This window comes from Thiomonas sp. DCM-2, from assembly GCF_056820905.1.
In genome coordinates this window covers 874,515-895,399 of sequence record NZ_CM165962.1, presented here as the reverse complement: position 1 = coordinate 895,399, position 20,885 = coordinate 874,515, and the positions used below count along the sequence as shown (strand labels likewise).

General features: G+C 63.8%; 25 protein-coding genes. 3 read left to right on the top strand and 22 right to left on the bottom strand.

What is annotated here, in order from left to right:
• Positions 1 to 3 precede the first annotated feature (3 nt).
• The 21 genes from acpS to AC1ZQA_RS04230 all read right to left on the bottom strand — a co-directional run bounded on the left by acpS (position 4) and on the right by AC1ZQA_RS04230 (position 18,115).
• Positions 4 to 411, bottom strand: coding sequence for a holo-ACP synthase (acpS, locus tag AC1ZQA_RS04330; RefSeq protein ID WP_482678595.1), 408 nt, complete (start codon positions 409 to 411; stop codon positions 4 to 6).
• A 20-nt stretch (positions 412 to 431) separates the two neighbouring features.
• On the bottom strand, positions 432 to 1,208 hold the full coding sequence (locus tag AC1ZQA_RS04325; protein ID WP_482678594.1) for a pyridoxine 5'-phosphate synthase: 777 nt from the start codon (positions 1,206 to 1,208) through the stop codon (positions 432 to 434).
• Positions 1,205 to 2,002, bottom strand: coding sequence for a DNA repair protein RecO (gene recO / locus AC1ZQA_RS04320; RefSeq protein ID WP_482678593.1), 798 nt, complete (start codon positions 2,000 to 2,002; stop codon positions 1,205 to 1,207). Before recO ends, AC1ZQA_RS04325 begins: the two co-directional genes overlap by 4 nt.
• Before the next feature lies 1 nt (position 2,003).
• Positions 2,004 to 2,909 carry a GTPase Era gene (gene era, locus AC1ZQA_RS04315; protein ID WP_482678592.1) on the bottom strand — a complete coding sequence of 302 codons (906 nt, stop codon included), beginning with the start codon at positions 2,907 to 2,909 and terminating at the stop codon, positions 2,004 to 2,006.
• A complete protein-coding gene (gene rnc, locus AC1ZQA_RS04310; protein ID WP_482678591.1) occupies positions 2,906 to 3,766 on the bottom strand; it encodes a ribonuclease III in 861 nt (286 codons plus the stop codon). Before rnc ends, era begins: the two co-directional genes overlap by 4 nt.
• A gap of 7 nt (positions 3,767 to 3,773) precedes the next feature.
• Entirely contained in the window at positions 3,774 to 4,124 is a 351-nt protein-coding gene (locus tag AC1ZQA_RS04305) for a DUF4845 domain-containing protein (RefSeq protein WP_482678590.1), read from the bottom strand.
• Positions 4,125 to 4,157: 33 nt separating this feature from the next.
• Positions 4,158 to 5,084: a signal peptidase I gene (gene lepB, locus AC1ZQA_RS04300; RefSeq protein ID WP_482678589.1), complete on the bottom strand. Its 927-nt coding sequence runs from the start codon at positions 5,082 to 5,084 to the stop codon at positions 4,158 to 4,160.
• Between the two features lie 24 nt (positions 5,085 to 5,108).
• Positions 5,109 to 6,917, bottom strand: a complete 1,809-nt coding sequence (lepA, locus tag AC1ZQA_RS04295) for a translation elongation factor 4 (protein ID WP_482678588.1) — start codon at positions 6,915 to 6,917, stop codon at positions 5,109 to 5,111.
• Positions 6,918 to 7,124: 207 nt separating this feature from the next.
• Positions 7,125 to 8,543, bottom strand: a complete 1,419-nt coding sequence (locus tag AC1ZQA_RS04290; RefSeq protein ID WP_482679272.1) for a DegQ family serine endoprotease — start codon at positions 8,541 to 8,543, stop codon at positions 7,125 to 7,127.
• Positions 8,544 to 8,721: 178 nt separating this feature from the next.
• Entirely contained in the window at positions 8,722 to 9,723 is a 1,002-nt protein-coding gene (locus AC1ZQA_RS04285) for a MucB/RseB C-terminal domain-containing protein (protein ID WP_482678587.1), read from the bottom strand.
• 92 nt (positions 9,724 to 9,815) lie between these two features.
• Positions 9,816 to 10,547: a sigma-E factor negative regulatory protein gene (locus AC1ZQA_RS04280; protein WP_482678586.1), complete on the bottom strand. Its 732-nt coding sequence runs from the start codon at positions 10,545 to 10,547 to the stop codon at positions 9,816 to 9,818.
• A gap of 55 nt (positions 10,548 to 10,602) precedes the next feature.
• Entirely contained in the window at positions 10,603 to 11,208 is a 606-nt protein-coding gene (gene rpoE, locus AC1ZQA_RS04275) for an RNA polymerase sigma factor RpoE (protein WP_482678585.1), read from the bottom strand.
• A gap of 6 nt (positions 11,209 to 11,214) precedes the next feature.
• Entirely contained in the window at positions 11,215 to 11,637 is a 423-nt protein-coding gene (locus AC1ZQA_RS04270; protein WP_482678584.1) for a hypothetical protein, read from the bottom strand.
• A 41-nt stretch (positions 11,638 to 11,678) separates the two neighbouring features.
• On the bottom strand, positions 11,679 to 12,914 hold the full coding sequence (gene fabF, locus AC1ZQA_RS04265) for a beta-ketoacyl-ACP synthase II (protein ID WP_482678583.1): 1,236 nt from the start codon (positions 12,912 to 12,914) through the stop codon (positions 11,679 to 11,681).
• Between the two features lie 84 nt (positions 12,915 to 12,998).
• Entirely contained in the window at positions 12,999 to 13,238 is a 240-nt protein-coding gene (acpP, locus tag AC1ZQA_RS04260) for an acyl carrier protein (protein ID WP_013106675.1), read from the bottom strand.
• Between the two features lie 111 nt (positions 13,239 to 13,349).
• Complete coding sequence (gene fabG, locus AC1ZQA_RS04255) at positions 13,350 to 14,120, bottom strand: 3-oxoacyl-ACP reductase FabG (protein WP_482678582.1); 771 nt, start codon at positions 14,118 to 14,120, stop codon at positions 13,350 to 13,352.
• On the bottom strand, positions 14,117 to 15,052 hold the full coding sequence (gene fabD / locus AC1ZQA_RS04250; RefSeq protein ID WP_482678581.1) for an ACP S-malonyltransferase: 936 nt from the start codon (positions 15,050 to 15,052) through the stop codon (positions 14,117 to 14,119). Before fabD ends, fabG begins: the two co-directional genes overlap by 4 nt.
• A 45-nt stretch (positions 15,053 to 15,097) precedes the next feature.
• Positions 15,098 to 16,075: a beta-ketoacyl-ACP synthase III gene (locus AC1ZQA_RS04245; protein ID WP_482678580.1), complete on the bottom strand. Its 978-nt coding sequence runs from the start codon at positions 16,073 to 16,075 to the stop codon at positions 15,098 to 15,100.
• Between the two features lie 65 nt (positions 16,076 to 16,140).
• Positions 16,141 to 17,196, bottom strand: coding sequence for a phosphate acyltransferase PlsX (gene plsX / locus AC1ZQA_RS04240; RefSeq protein ID WP_482678579.1), 1,056 nt, complete (start codon positions 17,194 to 17,196; stop codon positions 16,141 to 16,143).
• A gap of 86 nt (positions 17,197 to 17,282) precedes the next feature.
• Positions 17,283 to 17,465: a 50S ribosomal protein L32 gene (gene rpmF / locus AC1ZQA_RS04235; protein WP_482678578.1), complete on the bottom strand. Its 183-nt coding sequence runs from the start codon at positions 17,463 to 17,465 to the stop codon at positions 17,283 to 17,285.
• A 62-nt stretch (positions 17,466 to 17,527) separates the two neighbouring features.
• Positions 17,528 to 18,115, bottom strand: a complete 588-nt coding sequence (locus tag AC1ZQA_RS04230; RefSeq protein ID WP_482678577.1) for a YceD family protein — start codon at positions 18,113 to 18,115, stop codon at positions 17,528 to 17,530.
• 116 nt (positions 18,116 to 18,231) lie between these two features.
• Between AC1ZQA_RS04230 and AC1ZQA_RS04225 the strand changes: the two genes are divergently transcribed.
• The 3 genes from AC1ZQA_RS04225 to AC1ZQA_RS04215 are packed head-to-tail and all read left to right on the top strand — an operon-like array spanning position 18,232 to position 19,749.
• Complete coding sequence (locus tag AC1ZQA_RS04225) at positions 18,232 to 18,708, top strand: YeeE/YedE family protein (protein ID WP_482678576.1); 477 nt, start codon at positions 18,232 to 18,234, stop codon at positions 18,706 to 18,708.
• Position 18,709: 1 nt separating this feature from the next.
• Positions 18,710 to 19,135: a DUF6691 family protein gene (locus AC1ZQA_RS04220; RefSeq protein WP_482678575.1), complete on the top strand. Its 426-nt coding sequence runs from the start codon at positions 18,710 to 18,712 to the stop codon at positions 19,133 to 19,135.
• Positions 19,135 to 19,749, top strand: a complete 615-nt coding sequence (locus AC1ZQA_RS04215; RefSeq protein WP_482678574.1) for a Maf family protein — start codon at positions 19,135 to 19,137, stop codon at positions 19,747 to 19,749. Before AC1ZQA_RS04220 ends, AC1ZQA_RS04215 begins: the two co-directional genes overlap by 1 nt.
• On the opposite strand, the gene AC1ZQA_RS04210 is transcribed toward AC1ZQA_RS04215, so the two are convergent.
• Positions 19,741 to 20,724: a S49 family peptidase gene (locus AC1ZQA_RS04210; protein WP_482678573.1), complete on the bottom strand. Its 984-nt coding sequence runs from the start codon at positions 20,722 to 20,724 to the stop codon at positions 19,741 to 19,743. The two genes, AC1ZQA_RS04215 and AC1ZQA_RS04210, sit on opposite strands and share 9 nt — an antisense overlap.
• Positions 20,725 to 20,885: the final 161 nt, after the last annotated feature.

Below are 20,885 nucleotides of genomic sequence, written 5' to 3'. Positions count from 1 at the left end.
GGTTCAGGACGCAGGAGCAGCGAAGACTTCGGCCACGACCATGGCCAGCGCCGTGTCGGCCTCATCGGAAACCGACACCAGAAAGCGCAGCGACCGCGCCGCACACCACGCCTTGAGCGCGCCGTGCAACACGATGGTTGGCTGACCACTGGACAGCTTGAGGATTTCGCAATCGCTCCAGCGCATCGGGTGATGAAGCCCCAAGCCGATGGACTTGGAAAACGCTTCCTTTGCGGCAAAGCGCGTGGCCAGGTAGTTGATGCCGCGCTGCTCCACCTTGGCAAGCCGCCGGGCATATTCGCGCAATTCGCTCTCGCCCAGCACACGCTGGGCGAACCGGTCGCCATGCCGCGCCACCGCCGCACGCATGCGGGCGATGGAGCAGACATCGGTGCCGATGCCGTAGATCATGGCACCTCCCGACAGCGCATTCAGCGACCGCGCGCAGTGGCGACGGCGCTGGCAATCGTGGCCTGAAAGTCGCGCACCGATTGAGTGAGGCCGACGAACACCGCATGGCCGATGAGCGCATGACCAATGTGCAGTTCGCTGACCTCGGGCAACACCGCAATGGCCGGGGTGCTCTGCAGGCTCAGGCCGTGGCCTGCGTTGGTTTGCAGGCCCAGGCTGCGGCCGAGTTTGAGACCGGCGACGATGCGGTCGAACTCGCGCTGGCTCGCCGCGTCGTCCCCCGCATCGAAGGCATTGGCATAGGCGCCGGTATGCAGCTCGATGCACGGCGCACCGGCGCGGGCGCTGGCCTCGATCTGCTGCGCGCTGGGCTCGATGAACAGCGACACGCGGCAGCCGCAACCGGCGAGCCGGGCGCAGGCCGAGCGCACGCGGTCGAACTGCCCGGCCACGTCCAGCCCGCCTTCCGTCGTCACTTCCTGGCGGCGTTCGGGCACCAGGCAGACCATCTGCGGACGCACGCGGCAGATGATGTCGAGCATCTCAGGCGCCAGCGCCGACTCGAAATTCAGCGGCGCAGTGATGACGGCCTTGAGCCGTTCGACATCGGCGTCGCGGATATGGCGCCGGTCTTCACGCAGGTGAAAGGTGATGATGTCGGCCCCGGCCTCCACCGCCTGTTGCGCGGCGCGCACCGGGTCGGGAAAGCTGCCACCCCGTGCGTTGCGCAGCGTGGCGACATGGTCGATGTTCACCCCGAGCAGGGGCGCGGCAGCAGGGGAAACCAGGGGATTCATAGCTTGTGCAGGTCGATGAGAAGCTGGCGAGTGCGCAGCATCTGGCCGGAAAGATGATAGTGAAGCAGGTTGCGCATGAGAGTCTTGGCGGCACGCGCCAGAGCCAGATCACCTGCGGGCGGCGGCCCATCGCGCAGCGCCAGCAGGACCTCGCCGCGCACTGCGGCGGGGTCGGAGGCGCGGCAAGGCGACACGCCATGATCGGGGTCGACGCGGTAGAACGCATCGGGCAGCACAGGTTGGGACGAAGCCCCTTCCAGATGCAGTTCGGGCAGATGGCCCAGCTCGCGCAACAGCGCAAACTCGAAATCACGCAACACCGGCTCCAGTTCGGCGGCCTGCGCATGCGGGCGCTGCGCCAGCGCGGCAATGCCCTGGTGATAGGCGTCGAACAGGCCTTCATGCGCGTCCTCGCGTGCCAGCAGACGCACGAGCAATTCGTTGAAGTAAAAGCCGCACAGCAGCGGCAGGCCCGACAGCGGCGCCAGCCCGCCCGACCATTCGGCGCGGGTCAAGGTGCGGACTTCGCTGCGCCCGCTCCAGCTCGCCGTGCAGGGCTGAAACCCCATCAGCACGGCGCGCAGCGCCGACGCCGGGCGCTTCGCGCCCTTGGCCACCAGTGCCACCCGTCCATGCTGACGGCTGAACACGTCGAGCAGCAGGCTGGTTTCCTTCCAGGGATAGCTGTGCAGCACATAGATGGACTCGTCCTGCACCCGCTCGATGCTGGTTCTGCGTCGCAGGGCCGCGCGCGCAGGCGCACCGTGCGGACGGACCGCACGTTCAGGAACCAACTCAGTCCTCATACCCGAAGGCGCGCACTGCGGCCTGGTCGTCGGCCCAGCCGGAGCGGGTCTTGACCCAGACTTCCAGAAACACCGGGCCGCCGAACAAGGCCTGCATGTCCTGCCGCGCCTCGGTGGAGATGCGCTTGAGCCGCTCACCGCCGGCGCCGATCACCATGGCCTTGTGACTGTCGCGGTCGACGATGATGGCTGCAGAAATGCGCCGCAGATCGCCTTCCTGCGCGAACTGCTCGATGACCACGGTACTGGTGTAGGGCAGTTCATCGCCGGTGAGGCGGAACAGCTTTTCACGCAGAATTTCAGCCGCCAGAAAGCGCTCACTGCGATCGGTGAGCGCATCTTCCTCGTAGCCCCACTCTCCCTCGGGCAGATAGGGTTGCATGATGGAGAGCAGGCGCAGGGCGTCTGCCGCCTTTTGCGCCGACATCGGCACGATCTCGGCAAACTTGCGCAACTGCCCGAGCTCGGCCAGCCAAGGCAGCAGTTTTTCGCGCGGAGTCACACGGTCGAGCTTGTTGACCACCGCGATCACCGGGCGATCGTCGGGCAGCACCTCGAGCACCGTGCGGTCCTCCGGCACGAGCTTGCCCGCTTCCAGCACCCAGAGCACCAGATCGACCTCGCTCAGTGCGCCGGTCACGGTGCGGTTCATCGCGCGGTTGAGTGCATGCAAATGCTTGGTCTGAAAGCCCGGCGTATCGACAAAGGCGAACTGCGCCTGCCCTTGCGTGCGCACGCCCAGAATGCGGTGACGCGTGGTTTGCGCCTTGTGCGACGTGATGCTGACCTTGGCGCCGACCAGCGCATTGAGCAACGTGGATTTGCCCACGTTCGGGCGGCCGACGATGGCGACGGTGCCAAAGCGGCGCGGGGGTTGCGGGGGAGATGAAGTCATGTGGGCCTGGGCGGTCTGGGTGCGCGGCGCGTCTTGGCGCCAGCAGGATTGTGCTCCTGCACGGCGGGCTGCGCAGCCTGCAGATCGGGCGTCTGTTCCGGGGGCGTCTGCGCAGCTGACTCCCTGGATGCGGACGGGGAGCGGGCATCGACGAACACCGGCTTGTTGCGCCCGCGCACAGGCTGCGTGCCACCTCGCGCCATGCGCGCGATCATGCGTGCGGCAGCCTCCTGCTCGGCACGACGGCGGCTATCGCCCTCGCCCTCCACCTTCAAGCCCAGCGCGGGCACGGCGCACTCTACCCTGAATAGCTGCTGATGCGCTGCGCCGCGCACATCGAGCACCGTGTAGGCGGGCAGCGGCAGGCGCTGGCCCTGCAGGAATTCCTGCAACTGGGTCTTGGCGTCCTTGCGGACCACGTCGGCGTCGAGCGCCTCGAGCAGGGGCGCGAACAGACGGCGCATCACGTCCTGCGCCGCGTCGAATCCGGCTTCGAGATAGATCGCACCCAGCAGGGCTTCCAGCGCATCGGCCAGAATGGATTCGCGCTTGGCACCGCCGCTTTGCAGCTCGCCCTCCCCCAGCCGGAGAAAGCGACCCAGGTCGATGGCCCTGGCCACCTCGGCCAGTGCCTCGGCGCGCACCAGCGCAGCACGGAGGCGGGACAGCTGACCTTCGTCCTGACGCGCAGCCTGGTGATAGAGCAGGGCCGCGGCAGAGAGATTGAGCACCGAATCGCCGAGAAACTCCAGGCGCTCGTTATGGTCTGCGCCGAAGCTGCGGTGCGTCAGCGCCCGGTCGAATAATGTGCGATCGCGGAAGACATAGCCCAGCCGCGTTTCCAGTGCCGTGCTCACCCGTGAATCAGTGCGATTGACCAGCGTACTTGATCAGCAGGAACACCGGCCCCGCGATATGGATTTCCTTGTTGTAGGCAAAGGAAACCACCACCTTGTCGTTGACCTTGGTGATGTTGAGATCCTGCGGGGTGACCGAGGAGATGTAGTCCACGTCGGCCATTTTGGAATAGGCAGAGCGGATATCGGCCACCGTGGGGCCAGCCTTGGCGGCCTGGTCCACTGCCTTCTGAATGGCGAAATACTCCGTTGCGGTCGGAACGGCCTGTGCGCCAATGACGACTACAAACGCCAGAATGGCGCCCCAGAAAATCAACCCGATCAGGGTGATTCCGCGTTGCTTGTCCTGCTGCTTCATGTTGGCCCCGATTGCTCCATCCGGCATTGACGATCAATGAATCAGCCCAATGTTTTTTGGTGCGCTGAAATTCATCCACACCACAAAGGCTTTGCCGATGATATTGCGCTCGGGCACGAAACCCCAATAACGTGAATCCAGCGAGTTGTCGCGGTTGTCGCCCATGACGAAGTAATTGCCGGCCGGGACCTTGCAGACAAAGCCCTCGGCGTTGTAGTGGCACATGTCTCGATGCGGAAAGTCGTCCGGCCCGCCGATGACATAGGGCGGCGCCATCGGATTGATCATGATGCGGTGTTCGTGCGTGCCCAGCTTTTCCATGAACTGCTTGTAATACGTCATGGTGCCGGGATCGAAGTAGTCAGGCAGCGGCGTTTCCTGCACCGGCTTGCCGTTGATCACCAGTTGCTTGTTCTCGTAGGACACGGTATCGCCCGGCAGGCCGACGATGCGCTTGATGTAGTCGATGCGCGGATCCTTGGGCAGGCGGAACACGATCACGTCACCACGACGGGGGAGTTCGCCCGGGGTCAGACGCGTTTCGAGCAGCGGCAGGCGCAGGCCGTAGTCGAATTTGTTCACCAGAATCAGGTCGCCGGGCACCAATGTCGGTTCCATCGATCCAGAGGGAATCTTGAACGGCTCGGCGACGAAGGAGCGCAGCAGAAACACCACCAGAATGACCGGAAACAGGCCTGCGGTCCACTCCAGCCACCAAGGCTGGCTCTGCACCCGCGCGCGCGCCGCCTCGATTTCTGCATCGGTGGCCACGGCACCATCCGTGGCCAGCCCCTGCCTGGCCAGCGCGCTGCGCCGCTCCTGCAACTGGGCGGCCGCAGCATTGGCTGCACGCCTGCGCTGCGGTGCGAAGTACCAGCGCTCGGCGAACCAGAACGCGCCAGTGACGACCAGCAGAATGAAAAGCAACAGGGTGAAATTGACGCTGGGCGCGGTTTCCATACGGGGTGTGGGGAGTGTGGGGGGTCAGTCTTCGACTTGCAGGATGGCGAGGAATGCTTCTTGCGGAACCTCGACCGAGCCGATCTGTTTCATGCGTTTTTTGCCCGCCTTCTGCTTTTCCAGCAGCTTGCGCTTGCGACTGATGTCGCCGCCATAGCACTTGGCCAGCACGTTCTTGCGCAGGGCCTTGATTGTCTCACGCGAGATGATGTTGCCGCCGATGGCAGCCTGAATGGCGACGTCGTACATCTGGCGCGGAATGATCTCGCGCATCTTGGCCGCCACCTGTCGCCCGCGATACTGGCTCTGGCTGCGGTGGACGATGATGGACAGCGCGTCCACCCGGTCGCCGTTGATCAGCATGTCCACTTTCACCACATCGGCGGCGCGGTACTCCTTGAACTCGTAATCCATCGATGCGTAGCCGCGCGAGACGCTCTTGAGCTTGTCGAAAAAGTCGAGCACGATTTCCGCCAGTGGCATGTCGTAGGTCAGCATGACTTGCCGACCGTGGTACGCCATGTTGAGCTGCATGCCACGTTTCTGGTTGGCCAAGGTCATCACCGGGCCGACATAGTCTTGCGGCATGTACAGATGCACGGTGACGATGGGCTCGCGGATCTCGGCGATGCGTCCCTGGTCGGGCATCTTCGAGGGATTTTCCACCTCGATGATCTCCCCATTGGCCAGCACCACCTGATAGACCACCGACGGCGCGGTGGTGATCAGATCCTGATCGAACTCGCGCTCCAGCCGCTCCTGCACGATTTCCATGTGCAGCAGACCGAGAAAGCCGCAGCGAAAGCCGAAACCCAGCGCCTGACTCACTTCGGGCTCGTAACGCAACGCGGCGTCATTGAGCTTGAGCTTTTCGAGCGCGTCGCGCAGTTGGTCGTACTCGCTCGCCTCGGTGGGATACAGACCCGCGAACACCTGGGGCTGAATCTCCTTGAAGCCCGGCAGCGGCTCGGCGGCAGGTCCGAGGTTGTTGGGCAGCTTCTTTTCCAGCGTGATGGTGTCGCCCACCTTGGCGGCCTGCAATTCCTTGATGCCGGCAATGATGAAACCCACCTCGCCCGCGTTGAGCACCTCGCGCTGCACCGCCTTGGGTGTGAACACCCCGAGCTGCTCGACGTTGTAGGCGGCGTGCGTCGCCATCATCTTGAAGCGCTCTCCCTTTTTCAGCGCCCCGTCCACCACGCGCACCAGCATGACCACGCCGACATAGGGATCGAACCAGGAGTCGATGATCATGGCGCGCAGCGGCGCATTCAACTCACCCTTGGGCGGAGGCATGCGGGTGATGACGGCCTCCAGAATGTCGTCGATGCCCATGCCGGTCTTGGCGCTGCAGGGAATGGCATCGGTGGCGTCGATGCCGATGACTTCCTCGATTTCCTCCTTGGCGCGCTCGGGATCGGCCTGCGGCAGGTCCATCTTGTTGAGTACCGGCACCACTTCCACGCCCAGATCGAGCGCGGTGTAGCAGTTCGCCACGGTCTGCGCCTCGACGCCCTGACTGGCATCGACCACCAGCAGCGCACCCTCGCAGGCGGAGAGTGAGCGGCTGACCTCGTAGCTGAAGTCCACGTGACCTGGGGTGTCGATCAGGTTGAGGGTATAGGTCTGGCCGTCGCGGGCGGTGTATTGCAGCGCCGCGGTCTGCGCCTTGATGGTGATGCCGCGCTCGCGCTCGATGTCCATGGAATCGAGCACCTGGGCTTCCATCTCGCGGTCGGACAGGCCGCCGCAGCGCTGGATGATGCGATCGGCCAGGGTGGATTTTCCGTGGTCGATATGGGCGATGATGGAAAAATTGCGGATGTGATTCATGCAAAGGACCGCTGGGGCGACCGGCTCAGGCCCCGCGGACGAACCCTGCGGGAATGACGCAAAACACGGGGGAACTCAAGAAAAAAGGCGCGACAAGCCTGACGCGCCTTCCAACAAATCGAATTTGGCAACTGCTGCTGCTTGTTGGGATGTCATTCTAACCCGGCACCGAGACCGGGTCGGACACCCAACCATCGCTTCAACACTTCAGTTCTGCGGGCGCAGCAGGATGTACAGCCCCGCATCTCCGCGCCGCACCAGTACGGCCACCTGCTTGCCCACGGGAAGCTGGGCGCTGATGGCGTTGAACTGGGCGGCGCTGTTCACCGCGGCATTGCCCACCGCCAGAATCACATCGCCCACACGCAGGCCATCCCGCGCGGCGCCGTTGCGCACCGCCTCGACCAGCACACCACTGCTGACGCCGAGCTGGCGTTTTTGCGCTTCATTGAGGTCGATGACCTTCACGCCCAGCGCGTTGGCCTTGCTCACGGCTTCGGGCTTCTGCTCATCGGCAGGCTTGGTGCCGGACTTCTTGTCCATGACCCACTCGCCTACCTTGACGTTCAGGGTCACGGTCTTGCCCATGCGCAGCACTTGCATCGGTACGGTGGCGTCCGGTTTGGTTTCCCCGACGAGTCGCGGCAGGTCGTTGGCGCGCTCCACCGGCTTGCCGTTGAAGCTGGTCACGATGTCGCCAACCTGCACGCCGGCCTTGTCCGCCGCGCCGCCTTTCTCGACCACGCGCACCAGCGCACCGCGGGCCTGTCCCAGGCCGAGCGAGTCGGCCAGTTCACGGCTCACGCTGTCGATCTGCACGCCGATCTTGCCGCGCACCACATAGCCCTGTTTCTTGAGCTGATCGACCACGCGCATGGCCTCGTCGATCGGGATGGCAAACGAGATGCCCATGAATCCGCCAGTGCGGCTGTAGATCTGGGAATTGATGCCGATCACGTTGCCGCGCATGTCGATCAGCGGCCCGCCCGAGTTGCCGGGATTGACCGCCACATCGGTCTGGATGAAGGGGGTGTAGTCGCCGGTATCGCGCCCTTTGGCGCTGACGATGCCCGCAGTCACGGTGTTTTCCAGACCGAAGGGCGAGCCGATCGCCACCACCCATTCACCCACCTTGACCTTGGAGGAATCGCCGATCTGCACAGCAGGCAGCGGCTGCTTGGTATCGATTTTCACCAGCGCAACATCGGTGCGCTTGTCCGCGCCGATGAGCTTGGCCTTGAACTCGCGCTTGTCGGTCAGGGTGACCATGAGCTCGTCGGCACCATCGACCACATGCGCATTGGTCATGATGTAGCCGTCCGGGCTGATGATGAAGCCCGAACCCACGCCGGTAGGCCGTTCTTCTTCATCCTGCGGCGCGCCCTTGCCATCCTTCGGCGTGTCCGGCGCCGGAATGGGAACGCCGAAGAAACGGCGCAGCAACTCGCGGGTCTGGTCGTCCATGCCGTCGCCGCTGCCCACTGCCACTTTCTTGTAGGTGCGGATATTGACCACGGACGGCCCGGCCTTTTCCACCAGTCCGGTGAAATCCGGCAGGCCGCAGGCGACGCACGCCGGCGTCGGCGCAGATCCCGCAGCCTGTGCCGGAGCAACAGCCCCGGTCATCACCAGCAGTCCAGCGCTCACAAAGGTCAACAGAAAATTTTTCACCGATTTCTCCCTGATACATCACGCCTGATTTCAGGCAGGTCACTGCAATTCGTCAATGGATTCAAAACCTTGTCAGCATACGGAAAACACCGCAGCCATGCTGCGGCAGGGCAGAGACCCCGCGCAAATTGCGCTATTGCACCCGCACCACGGCTTGGCTCACGCGACGCAAGGTGCGTTCCGGCACAGCGCCCATCACGGTCAGCCAGGCGTCCCCCATGCGGCGCGACAATGCCAGCGTGCCGCCAACCCTTTGTTCGGGCGCGACCGGCTCGGTCAGCGCGGCTGCGGGCTGAATGAAGATGGACACCGACGCCAGCCCGTCACTGAGCAGCCACTGCAGCACTTCCGAGGACTTCCCGCCAACCGACATGCTGCGGCGAAACACGCCGACCGTCTTGAAACCCGGCACCGGCGCCGACAAGGCCCAGCCCTGCGACTGCAGAGTGACCGGAACGACTTTCATGTGCTCCACCGCATAGCCTGGAGGCTGGCGCAGGCTGTCCTGCACCAGCGCGTCTTGCGGCGCAATATTGATTTTCAGCTGGGTGAATGCAACCTGATCGATGACATGCCCTGCGGTGTCGAGGGTTTGCGCCTTGACCAGAAGCTGGGAATCGCGCAGCGACCACAGCCGATATCCCCAGCGCAGATCGTCGCGCGGCAGAATGGTGGAGACTTGGCATTCATAGCCCGCGCAGCGTTCCTGCCCGCCGCGCTCCAGCCGGTAATTGCGATCGACCTCGCCATCCGTGGTTTTGAGCAGTCGCGGAAAGCTGGCCTGTCCCGCCTGATTGTCGATCAGTGTCAGTCTGTAATCCGGCCAGCTGGTGCGCACCTGATCGTTGAGCGACACCATGATGCGCCGCTGCCCGTCCAGGGTTTCGATGCGCTCGAAATGGCCTTGGGGAACCACGTAGTGCACCAGACTGGACGTGCTGATGTCTTCGCCACGCTGGGTGATGAACACCCCGCTGTAGTTCATGGTGCGCGCCGCAGAGCTCACGGTCTGCAGCCAATGCTCCAGTCCGGGCGTGTGCGGCTGGCCGTCGGACGGTTGCAGTCTGTTCGTGGACGTCAGCGTCTGTTCGGTCGGCCCCGGGAGCGTCTGCGCGGCAAAGACCGGCGCGAGCATCAGGACGCTCAACGCGCCACCCAGTGCCGATCCACGCAGGTGGCGTGCCAACCTGCCAGCGGCCTTTCCTGGATGGGAATGCAGACCCGCCATCAGTGCGACAGCGCTGCCGGAGTTGCCGGGCGATCGGCGACAACCCGCAGGGTTGCCGGCACGACGGGCATCATGCCGCCGGCCATTTGCTGATGCGCCAGCAGATACTCGACCATGGGCATTTGCGCGGACACGGGAAGGATTTGCGCCGTGCCAGTTGCCTGGCGCCCGGAGGCATCGGTGACGGCTTCCGTCGCCATCAGACCCGTCACGCCAGACTGTCCCAGCTGACCTTCAGCAGCCCCGGTGCGCGTCTCGCTGATACGCATCTGCAGCGGATTCGACGTCGCGAGGCCGCCCGCAGACGCAACGACCTTGCTCTGCGACGTCACACGCATCCCCTGCGGCTCCGTGCGCTGCAGACCCGGCAGCGCCACCCATGCCATCACGGCGACACCGCCCACCGCGGCCATTCCTGCAGCCATGCGGGTGCTCCAGTGTGGACGGCGATGCGGCACGACCTGCTTGGCTGCAACCGCTGCGGGCTGCGGCTGCAGCACAATGGGTTCGCGTGCCACGGCCGCGCTCACCCGCTGCAGAAAATCCTGCTCTCGTGGCATCGGCGTGAGATCGGAGGAGCGCAAGAGATCGCCAATCTGCGCGTACAGCAGCCAATCGCGCCGCGCGGCTTCGTCCGATGCCGTCTGGCGCACAAAAGCCGTCGCCTGCGGGGAAGGCGAGCGGAAATCCCCCTCCCCATCGATCAGGGCCGAAAGTTGTTCTCGCGACATGTCTTGACTCATTTTCCGTCTCCTGCACATCCGTACCGACTGTTCATCCCCAGACTCACCAGCGTTTGCCGCCCTTGTGCTCGATCACAGGGCGCAAGCGCTCTGCAATCGCCTCACGGGCGCGAAAAATCCGCGACCGCACCGTGCCGATCGGGCATTGCATGACATCGGAAATCTCCTCGTAACTCAAGCCCTCGATTTCGCGCAGGGTGATCGCCGTGCGCAAATCGTCAGGCAGGGATTCCATCGCCGCATTCACCGTCTGCACGATTTCCTTGGAAATCAGCAGGGACTCGGGGGTTTCGTTGTTGGTTAGTAACTCGGTCGGGCTAAAAGTTTCTTCACCCGATCCCGTGGCGTCCCCTTCGGACACCGTAGGGTCGCGCATGTCGTCGGATATCGCTTTCTTTGCGGTATTGACCGCGATACGGTAGAGCCAGGTGTAGAACTGGCTATCGCCCCGAAATTGTCCAATGGCGCGGTAGGCGCGCAGGAAGGTTTCCTGCGCCACATCTTCGGCCTGGGCCGGATCGCGGATGAAGCGCAGCACCAGGCGATAGATCCTGCGCTGATACTTGGCGACAAGCAGATCGAATGCCTTCTGATGCCCTGCCTGAACCTGCTGCACCAGGACGGCATCGCTGAGGTTGTCTTGCTCCACCGGGCTTCAATGAGACAGTGCGCCCAGGCGCAGTCGCAGTTCGCGAAAAATACCGGGTTGAATGTCACTTGGAATGGGCAGAACCACCCGTCCCTTGGCAGTCAGGCCAAGGACCAGCAACAGCCCGGGCAGCACCATGCTGCGCACCTGCAGCACCTCCTCCAGACCGTCACCACGTTGCAGTCTCCAGCCACGCTCGCCATGAAACAGGGTGAACGCGCGGATCGTCCAGTAGGGATATTGTGCGGACTGGATCGCCAGGAAAATGGCAGCCGCGAAGGCGGCCATCAAATTGAGCGAATCGGTATCGCGCCAGACCCAGATGGTCCAGCCGGCAGCGAGCAGCGATGCAGCGCTGAACAGCCCGAGCAGCAGATGCCAGCGGCCGAAGTGTTCAACCCGGATCTGCAAGGGCGCAACGGTCTTCATGCGACACACTCAAAAAAACACTGGGCGCTCATCTTGCCCAATCAGACACGCTTGAACAAGAGCGACCCGTTGGTACCGCCAAAGCCAAAGTTGTTTTTCAGCGCGTATTCGATCCGCATGTCGCGCGCGGTGTTGGCGCAATAGTCGAGATCGCACTCAGGGTCGGGTGTCTGCAGATTGATGGTCGGCGGACACACCTGATGATGCAGCGACAGCACGGTGAACACCGACTCCACGCCACCGGCACCGCCGAGCAGGTGGCCGGTCATGGATTTGGTGGAATTCACCACCAGTTTGTAGGCATGATCGCCGAAGGCCAGTTTGATGGCGTCGGACTCGTTCTTGTCGCCCAGGGGCGTGGACGTGCCGTGCGCGTTGACCATCTGCACCTGATCGGCCGCCACGCCGGCGTTTTTCAGCGCCAGCAACATGCTGCGCCGCGGCCCATCGGTGTTGGGCGCGGTGATGTGCCCGGCATCTCCGCTCATCCCGAAACCGACGAGCTCGGCATAGATTTTTGCGCCGCGCTTGACGGCGAGTTCATAGTCTTCGAGCACCATGACACCGGCGCCCTCGCCCAGAACGAACCCATCGCGGTCCTTGTCCCACGGACGACTCGCAGTGGCTGGGTCGTCATTGCGGGTGGACAGGGCGCGCGCCGAGGCAAAGCCACCGATCCCCAGGGGCGAGACCGTGGCCTCGGCCCCACCGGCTACCATGACGTCCGCGTCGCCCGATTCGATGAGGCGCGCGGCCAGACCAATGGCGTGCAGCCCGGTGGTGCAGGCCGTGACGACGGAGAGATTGGGGCCCTGAAAGCCGTATTCGATGGACACATGCCCGGACACCATGTTGATGATCGACGCCGGGACAAAGAACGGCGTGACGCGGCGCGGGCCACGCTCAAGCAGTTCCTTGTAGGTGTTTTCGATCAGCGGCAGGCCACCGATACCCGAACCAACCAGCACGCCGACGCGCTCTGGATCGAGCCCGGCCTGATCGATGCCACTGTCACGCACGGCCTGCATCGACGCTGCGATGCCGTAGTGAATGAACGTATCCATGTGGCGCGCTTCCTTGGCCGCGATGTATTGCGTCACATCGAAATCACGCACTTCGCCAGCGATCTGCACGGAATAGGCCGAGGCATCGAATTTGGTGATGCGTCCGATGCCTGATTTGCCCGCGAGCAAATTGGACCAGTTGTCATCCAGGGTGTTGCCCAGCGGTGAAACCGCGCCAAGGCCAGTAATCGCAATTCGTCGGCGAAGGGTCATGTGAAATCAGGCAAGCCGCGCAAGCGCTGGCGCTTGGTCGCGAACAAAAGTGGGTTCAGAAAAACGAGGTCGCTTGAAATCGGCTCAGGCCTTGTAGTGCGCCTTGGCGTAATCGACAGCCAACTGCACGGTCGTGATCTTCTCGGCGTCTTCGTCAGGGATTTCGATGTGGAATTCGTCTTCCAGCGCCATGACCAGTTCGACGGTATCCAGTGAGTCGGCACCGAGATCATCCACGAAGGATTTTTCGTTGGTCACCTGGTCTTCGGCAACGCCCAGTTGCTCGGCGATGATCTTTTTGACGCGCTGTTCGATGTCACTCATTGAAACCTCCAGTGGAAATGTGAAAAATTTTAGCAAGCGCAGACGCTGCTTCGACGACAGGCCGAGAGCATAACCCCGCCTGACGACGACTCGGCGCGTTTTCGCGCAAACTCATTGCATATACATGCCGCCATTGACGTGCAGGACGGCACCCGTGATGTACGCCGCCAGCGGCGACGCCAGAAAGGAAACGGCGTGCGCAATTTCCTCGGGCTTGCCCAGGCGCCCCAGCGGAATGCGCGCCAGCATCGGCTGGGTTTGCGCTTCGGTCAGGCCGCGGGTCATGTCGGTGTCGATGAAGCCCGGCGCCACACAGTTGACGGTGATGTTGCGGCTGCCCAGTTCCTGCGCCAGAGCCCGGCTCATGCCGGCCACGCCGGCCTTGGCCGCAGCATAGTTTGCCTGCCCCGGGTTGCCGGACGCGCCGACCACCGAGGTGATGTTGATGATGCGACCGTAGCGCTGTTTCATCATGGTGCGCATGACGGCGCGCGACATGCGGAACACGGCGCTCAGGTTGGTGGAAAGCACGGCGTCCCAGTCGGCATCGCTCATGCGCATGGCGAGCATGTCGCGGGTAATTCCGGCGTTGTTGACCAGCACGTGCAACGCGCCTTCAGACTTGACGATGGCATCGACCAGAGCTGCGCCGGCCTGGGCGTCGTTGACGTCGAGCACGGCACCTCGGCCGCCTTGGGCTTTCAGCGCCTCGGTAATGGCCAGCGCGCCGGATTCGGATGTCGCCGTGCCGATGACGCGCATGCCGGCCGCGGCAAGATCGGCGGCGATGGCCGCACCGATGCCGCGGGACGCGCCGGTCACCAGTGCAATCTGTCCGGCAAGAGTGCGTGCAGTTGAGGGATCAGGGAGGGGATTGCTCATGCCAGGGCCGTTTGAATGGAAGGAATTGCAGACGCGTCGTCCAGAGCAAAGGATTGCAGTGCGGGATTGATGCGGCGCGTCAGGCCATGCAGCACTTTACCCGGGCCGCATTCCACCAATGTGGTGCAGCCCATCTGCGCCATGGCCTGCACACACTCCACCCAGCGCACCGGATGACAGGCCTGGCGCGCGAGCGCGTCGCGGATGGCATCCGGCTCGGTGGGATGGGCTACATCGACATTGTTGATCAGGGGAATGCTGGGCGCCTTCAGGGGCACATCCTGCAGGTAGCCGCGCAACTGCTCGGCCGCCCCCTGCAGCAGGCTGCTGTGGAACGGCGCGGAGACCGCCAGCGGCAGGGCGCGCTTGGCGCCCGCGGCCTTCAGCACGTCGCACGCTCGCATCACGGCAGCTTGCGTGCCCGCAATCACCACCTGCCCCGGTGAATTGAAATTGACCGCCTCGACCGCCTCGCCGGTCTCCCGCGCGGCTTGCGCGCAGCCAGCGCGGACCGCATCGTCGTCGAGCCCAAGCACAGCGGCCATGCCGCCGGTGCCCACCGGAACCGCGTCCTGCATGGCCTGGGCACGAAAACGCACCAGCGGCAAGGCATCGGTCAGGCTGAGGCTTTGCGCTGCAACCAGCGCGGTGTATTCGCCCAGGCTGTGCCCGGCAACGACATCAGGCCTGCGCCCGCCCTCGGCCAGCCAGACGCGGTACAGCGCGATTCCCGCGGTCAACATCACGGGCTGGGTATTGGTCGTGAGGTTGAGCTGTTCGGCCGGACCCTGCGCGATCAGCGTGACAATGTCTTGCGACAGCGCGGCGCTGGCTTCCTGCAAGGTTTCGCGCACGGCAGGATGATCGGCCAACTTGTCGAGCATGCCGACGGACTGCGAGCCTTGGCCGGGGAACACGAATGCGAATGTCATGGCTGAAAACTGTGAAATGACAACAGAACGACGCGCGAGCGCCAATCAGAAATCGACGACCGCGGCCCCCCAGGTCAGGCCACCGCCGACCGCCTCGAACAACAGGGTATCGCCGCGCTGGACCTGGCCGGATCGCACCGCGACATCCAGGGCCAGCGGAATCGATGCCGCCGAGGTGTTTCCATGCTGATCGACAGTGACAACAATCTTTTCCGTCGGAATGCCGAGCTTTTTCGCGGTGTGGGTCATGATGCGGATATTGGCCTGATGCGGCACCATCCAGTCCACATCGGATGGCGCGCGATCGGCCTTGGCCAGTGCTTCGCGCGCCACATCTTCGAGCACATGCACAGCCTGCTTGAACACCGCCTGTCCGTCCATTTTCAGGAACGGGCTGCCTGCAATCTCGCCGCCGGACACTCGGCCCGGGGTGCACAGAATCGATGCCTGCCGCCCGTCGGCATGCAGGGCGCTGGACAGCACGCCGGGCGTGTCGCTGGCACTGAGCACCACGGCGCCGGCACCATCGCCGAACAGCACGCAGGTGGTGCGGTCGTTGAAATCGAGAATGTGGGAGAACACTTCGGCGCCGATGACCAGGGCGTGGCGCGTCATGCCGCTGCGCACGAACTGATCGGCCACGGTCAGGGCGTAGACAAACCCGGCGCACACCGCCTGAACGTCGAACGCGGCGCCGCCCGCTGCGCCCAGACGCCCCTGGATGAGCGTGGCGTTGGACGGAAAAATCATGTCCGGGGTGGAAGTGGCAACAATGATGAGGCCGATGTCGCTTGCCTGCAGCCCCGCCGCGTCGAGCGCCCGGCGTGCGGCCTGTTCGCCCAGATCGACACTGGTCATGCCCGCATCGGCAAAATGGCGAAAGCGGATGCCGGTGCGCGCAACAATCCATTCATCACTGGTTTCCACGCCGCGCGTGGCCAGATCTGCAGCCAGTTCGTCGTTGCTGACCCTGCGGGACGGCAGCGCGCTGCCGGTGCCGGAAATTCTGGAATAGGAGGACATGGAGCGGATCGATCAGGGAATGGGGCGATAACCAGGTCTGGAACCAGGGAGCAGAAATCTGACGCTCAGGCTGCCGGGGCAGGCACGGTCAGCGCGGAGGATGGCGCGTGCATGACTTCGAGAATGCGCTCGATCTGCCGCACAACATCGCCCTGCACGGCCTCCCGGGCACGCAGCAGCGCCTGCTCGAAGGCAAACGCGTCGGCAGAGCCATGGCTTTTGATCACGAGGCCGCGCAGGCCCAGCAGCGCCGCGCCGTTGTAGCGGCGATGATCGACCCGCTGGCGAAACCGCTTGAGCACGGGCATGGCCACCAGGGCCATCAGCTTGCTCAGGGGCGTGCGGGTGAACTCCTCGCGAATCATGCCCGAGAGCATCTGCGCCAGACCTTCCGAGGTTTTCAGCGCGACATTGCCGACAAAGCCATCGCACACCACGATGTCGGTCGTGCCCTTGAAAATATCGTTGCCCTCGACGTTGCCATGAAAGCGCAGGCGACCCAGGGCGTCTGCCTCGCGCAGCAGTTCTGCCGCGCGCTTGATGATGTCATTGCCCTTGATGATCTCTTCGCCGATGTTGAGCAAACCGACCGTGGGCTGCGGATGCCCGCCGGCTGCGGCATACGCCGTGCCCATGACGGCGAACTGCAGCAAATGCAGCGGTTCGCAGTCGACATTCGCGCCGAGATCGAGCATCAGCGTGCCCTGCCCCTTTTGATTGGGCAGATAAGTCGCGATGGCCGGCCGCTCGATGTCGTGCAGCGTCTTGAGCAGATAGCGCGCCACGGCCATGAGCGCACCGGTATTCCCAGCGGAGACGCAGGCTTGCGCCCTCCCATCGCGCACCAGCTCAATGGCGCGGCGCATGGAGGAATCGCGCTTGCGGCGCAGTGCAACCTCCACCGAATCATCCGACGCCACCACTTCGCTGGCGACGACGAATTCGACGCGCGGATCGCGATCGAGCTGAAGTTGCGCCATCAGCGGCGTGGCTGCCTGAAGTTGTCCGACCAGCAACAGGCGACTGTCCTGGTGCTGCCTCAGGAACTGCGCGCAGGCGGGAAGAATGGCTCGAGCACCGTGATCTCCGCCCATCACATCGACGGCCAGGGTGCAGGTCATGGCCTGAACCGCGCCAGATCAGGCCGCACGCAACACAACCAGTCGCCCGGAGATTTCAAGCGACACACGGGGCGCAGAAGCAAGGCTTACTCGTCGGACTTGGTCTTGACGACTTTGCGACCACGGTAAAAACCGTTCGGGCTGATGTGATGGCGCAGATGCGTCTCGCCCGTGGTGGCCTCGACGGCCAGCGGCGGCGCGCTCAGGTGTTGATGCGCACGGTGCATACCGCGCTTGGAAGGTGATTTCTTGTTTTGCTGGACGGCCACGGCAATCCCCTGTGAAAAAGCTAAGCATTATATGCGAGCACACGCACCCGCAGTGAAGGTTCTCAGCGTTTCTTCGGGTTGCCCATCAGTTCGCGCAGGTTGGCGAAAGGATGTTGCCGCTCTTCTCGCTCACCAGCGTCAGCCGGGGGCGGGCTCGGCTCTGCCGTCTGGCGATCCGGACAAGCCGCGTGCATGGGCACCAGGGGCAAGGCAAGGATGAGCTGGTCTTCAATGAGTTCGAGCACGTCGATCGGGTTTTCTGCGGGCAAGGCTTCATCCTCGGCCTCCAGTTCCTCCAGGGTCAATGGCGGCTCGTCGATGACCAGACGGAATTCCGCAGCGTCATCGATTTCCTGAGTCATCTCCTGCAGGCAACGCTGGCAGATCAGCCCCAGCTCTGCGTGAACGCGCAAGGCCACCATCGCCTGAGGCCGCATGCCGACCCGCTGGCGCTGAAATCCGCGCAGCGTCCATTGCACCGGCGCCCCGGCGTCGCTCACCAGCAGATCGCGCAGACGGGACAGCGCCGACAGCGCGACGGCCCCGTGCAGTTCGCCGTCGGTGCGGGCAAAGTCGAACAAGGCCAGCGCATGCGGCGGACGGCTCGTCGCAAGGCGATCCGATGCGGATTTGGAGGGAGCAGCAGTCATTGCCGCAGTTTACCGACTGCAACATGTCGCCGAGACGCCGCGCCGGGGTGCTTTTACACTGCACAGGATCGAACCGGGCGGTCAACACCGCCGGAACAACTTGCAGGAACAGGCAGATGAACACAATTGCACAGTGGTTTCCAACTGGCTGGGAGCCCTTTCTTTATGGCGGAATCATGATTGGCCTGGGAGTCAGCGTGCTGTTCTGGCTGACCGGGCTGATCGGCGGCATCAGTACGGCTTATACGGCAGTCTGGTCCCTGGTGTCGCGCCATCCGTTTTTTCAGCATGAAAAATTCGTGTCCACACGCAACTGGCGGCTGATGTATGGCCTGGGACTCATTGTCGGCGCCGCGGTGTTCACCTACACCCTCGGACATGGCGAAGGGTTTGTCACCCAGGTTCCGCTGTGGCAACTGTTTGTCGGCGGCATCGTCGGCGGATTTGGCGCCCGCATGGGCGGCGGCTGCACCTCGGGGCATGGCATCTGCGGCGTGGGTTCGGGGCAGTTGCCCTCCATCCTGGCCGTGATCATTTTCTTGAGCACAGCCATACTCACGGCGCATGTGGTGCGCGCGATGGGAGGGTTTTGACATGCAGCGCGTTCCTCCCCTTGCGGTGATGTTGTCTGCCCTGCTTGCCGGCGGGCTGTTCGGTTTTGGCCTGGCCTTGTCCACCATGGTCAGGCCGGAGGCCATTCTGCAGTTTCTGATGCTGAAGAACCTTGGCCTGCTGCTGGTCATGGGTGGCGCGGCCGGGGTGACCTTCGTCGCCTACCACCTGTTGCCGCGGCTGATGAAGCGCCCGGTGTTCGGCGTGGTGTTCGGCAAGCATCCCTCGCACCTGGACGCCCGCACACTGATCGGCGCGGCGATCTTCGGTGTGGGCTGGGGCCTGAGCGGCGTGTGTCCCGGCCCGGCGATTGCCGGATTGGGCGTCGGCAACTGGCCCTTGCTGTTGAGCATTCTCGGCATTCTGATCGGTGCCTGGCTGCACGGCCGGTTTTTCGGCAAGCATTGATGGCCGACACTGAGACAGCCGAGCTGATTCTGGCGTCCACCTCCCGCTACCGCGCCGATTTGCTGCGGCGGCTGCGGGTGCCGTTCGTGCAGCGTGCGCCCGATGTGGACGAAGCTCGCCGCAGCGGGGAAGCTCCGGTCGATCTGGCCCTGCGGCTGGCCGCGGAAAAGGCTGCTGCCGTTGCGCGTGGCACGCACGGCGCCTGGGTGATCGGCTCCGATCAGGTCTGCATGCTCGGGGATGAGGCGCTGGGCAAGCCCGGCTCGCATGCTGCCGCAGTGGACCAGTTGCAGCGACTCAGTGGACGCGTGGCCGTGTTCCACACTGCCGTGTGCGTGATCGCACCTGACGGCACGCAGCAGGTGCGCAACTGTCCGACCGAGGTGGAATTTCGTCGCCTGAGCCCGGCGGAGATCGAGGCCTATCTGCGCCTCGACCAGCCCTACGACTGCGCGGGCAGTGCCAAGTCGGAAGCGCTCGGGCCCGCCTTGCTCAGGCACATGCGCAGCAACGACCCCACCGCGCTCGTCGGCCTGCCGCTGATCGATCTGTGCGACATGTTGCGGCGCAGCGGCTACGACGTGCTGGACCGCGCGCAGCCGCCATCAGCGTAGCGTCCAGCCCAGGTTCGACAACGCCTGCACCGCTCCCATGCCGAGCGAGGCGCCGAAGCGCTTGACCAGACGCTCGGCCACATTTTCCTGCAGGGTGTAATCGACGATGTCCGGCGCCTTGATCTTGTCGCGCGCAATCTGGTCGACAGTGCCGTAGCCGTCTGCCAGCCCTTGCTGCACTGCGGATTCTCCCGTCCACACCAGCCCTGAGAACGTCTGGTCGTTCACCTTCAGGCGGCTGCCGCGGCCCTTTTCCACTGCGGCAATGAACTGCTTGTGAATCTGTTCCAGCATGCCCAGCGCATACGCCTTCTGGTCTTCAGGCATGGGGGTGAACGGGTCCATGAAGCCCTTGTTGGCGCCCGCGGTGAGCAGGCGGCGCGTCACCCCCAGTTTGTCCATCAGCCCGGAAAAGCCAAAGCCATCCATCAGCACACCGATGGAGCCCACCAGGCTGGCCGGGTTGACGTAGATGTCATTGGCCGCCGCCGCCACGTAATACGCCCCGGACGCGCACACCTCCTCGCAGACGGCATACACCGGCTTGTTGTACTTGGCACGCAGACGCTCGATTTCCGCAAAGATCTGGCTCGCCTGCACCGGACTGCCCCCCGGGCTGTTGATGCGCAGGATCACCCCCTTGGTCTGCGGGCTGGAAAACGCATCCTGCAGGGCCGAGTTGATGTTGTCGGCGCTTGCTGCCGAATCGATGGAAATTTCGCCGTTGAGTTCGATCAGTGCGGTGTGCGGGCCGCTGGAGGCAGCGCTGCTGAATTTGTCCATGACCGCGCCGAACACGATCACCCCGAGGATGCCGAGAAACACCAGGCGGAAAAAGATCGACCAGCGCCGTGCCCGCCGTTTCTCATGGACGACTTCGAGCACCAACTTTTCGAGCACCTGCTTCTCCCACGCAGCGGGCTGGACAGGCGACTCGGGGCGCGTCGGCGGCGTATCGGGAGGCAATGCACTCATGGATCAGGACTCGGGCGAAAGACAGCGATGGGGGATGAACCGGACAAGGCGTCAGAATACCAGTGCCCTTCGCACGACGTGGCGCATCAACCCCGCTGCGCCACGGTTTGCCAGTTTGCGATTGGACAAGGATGACTTGTTTTTCTTGTGTGATAATTTCC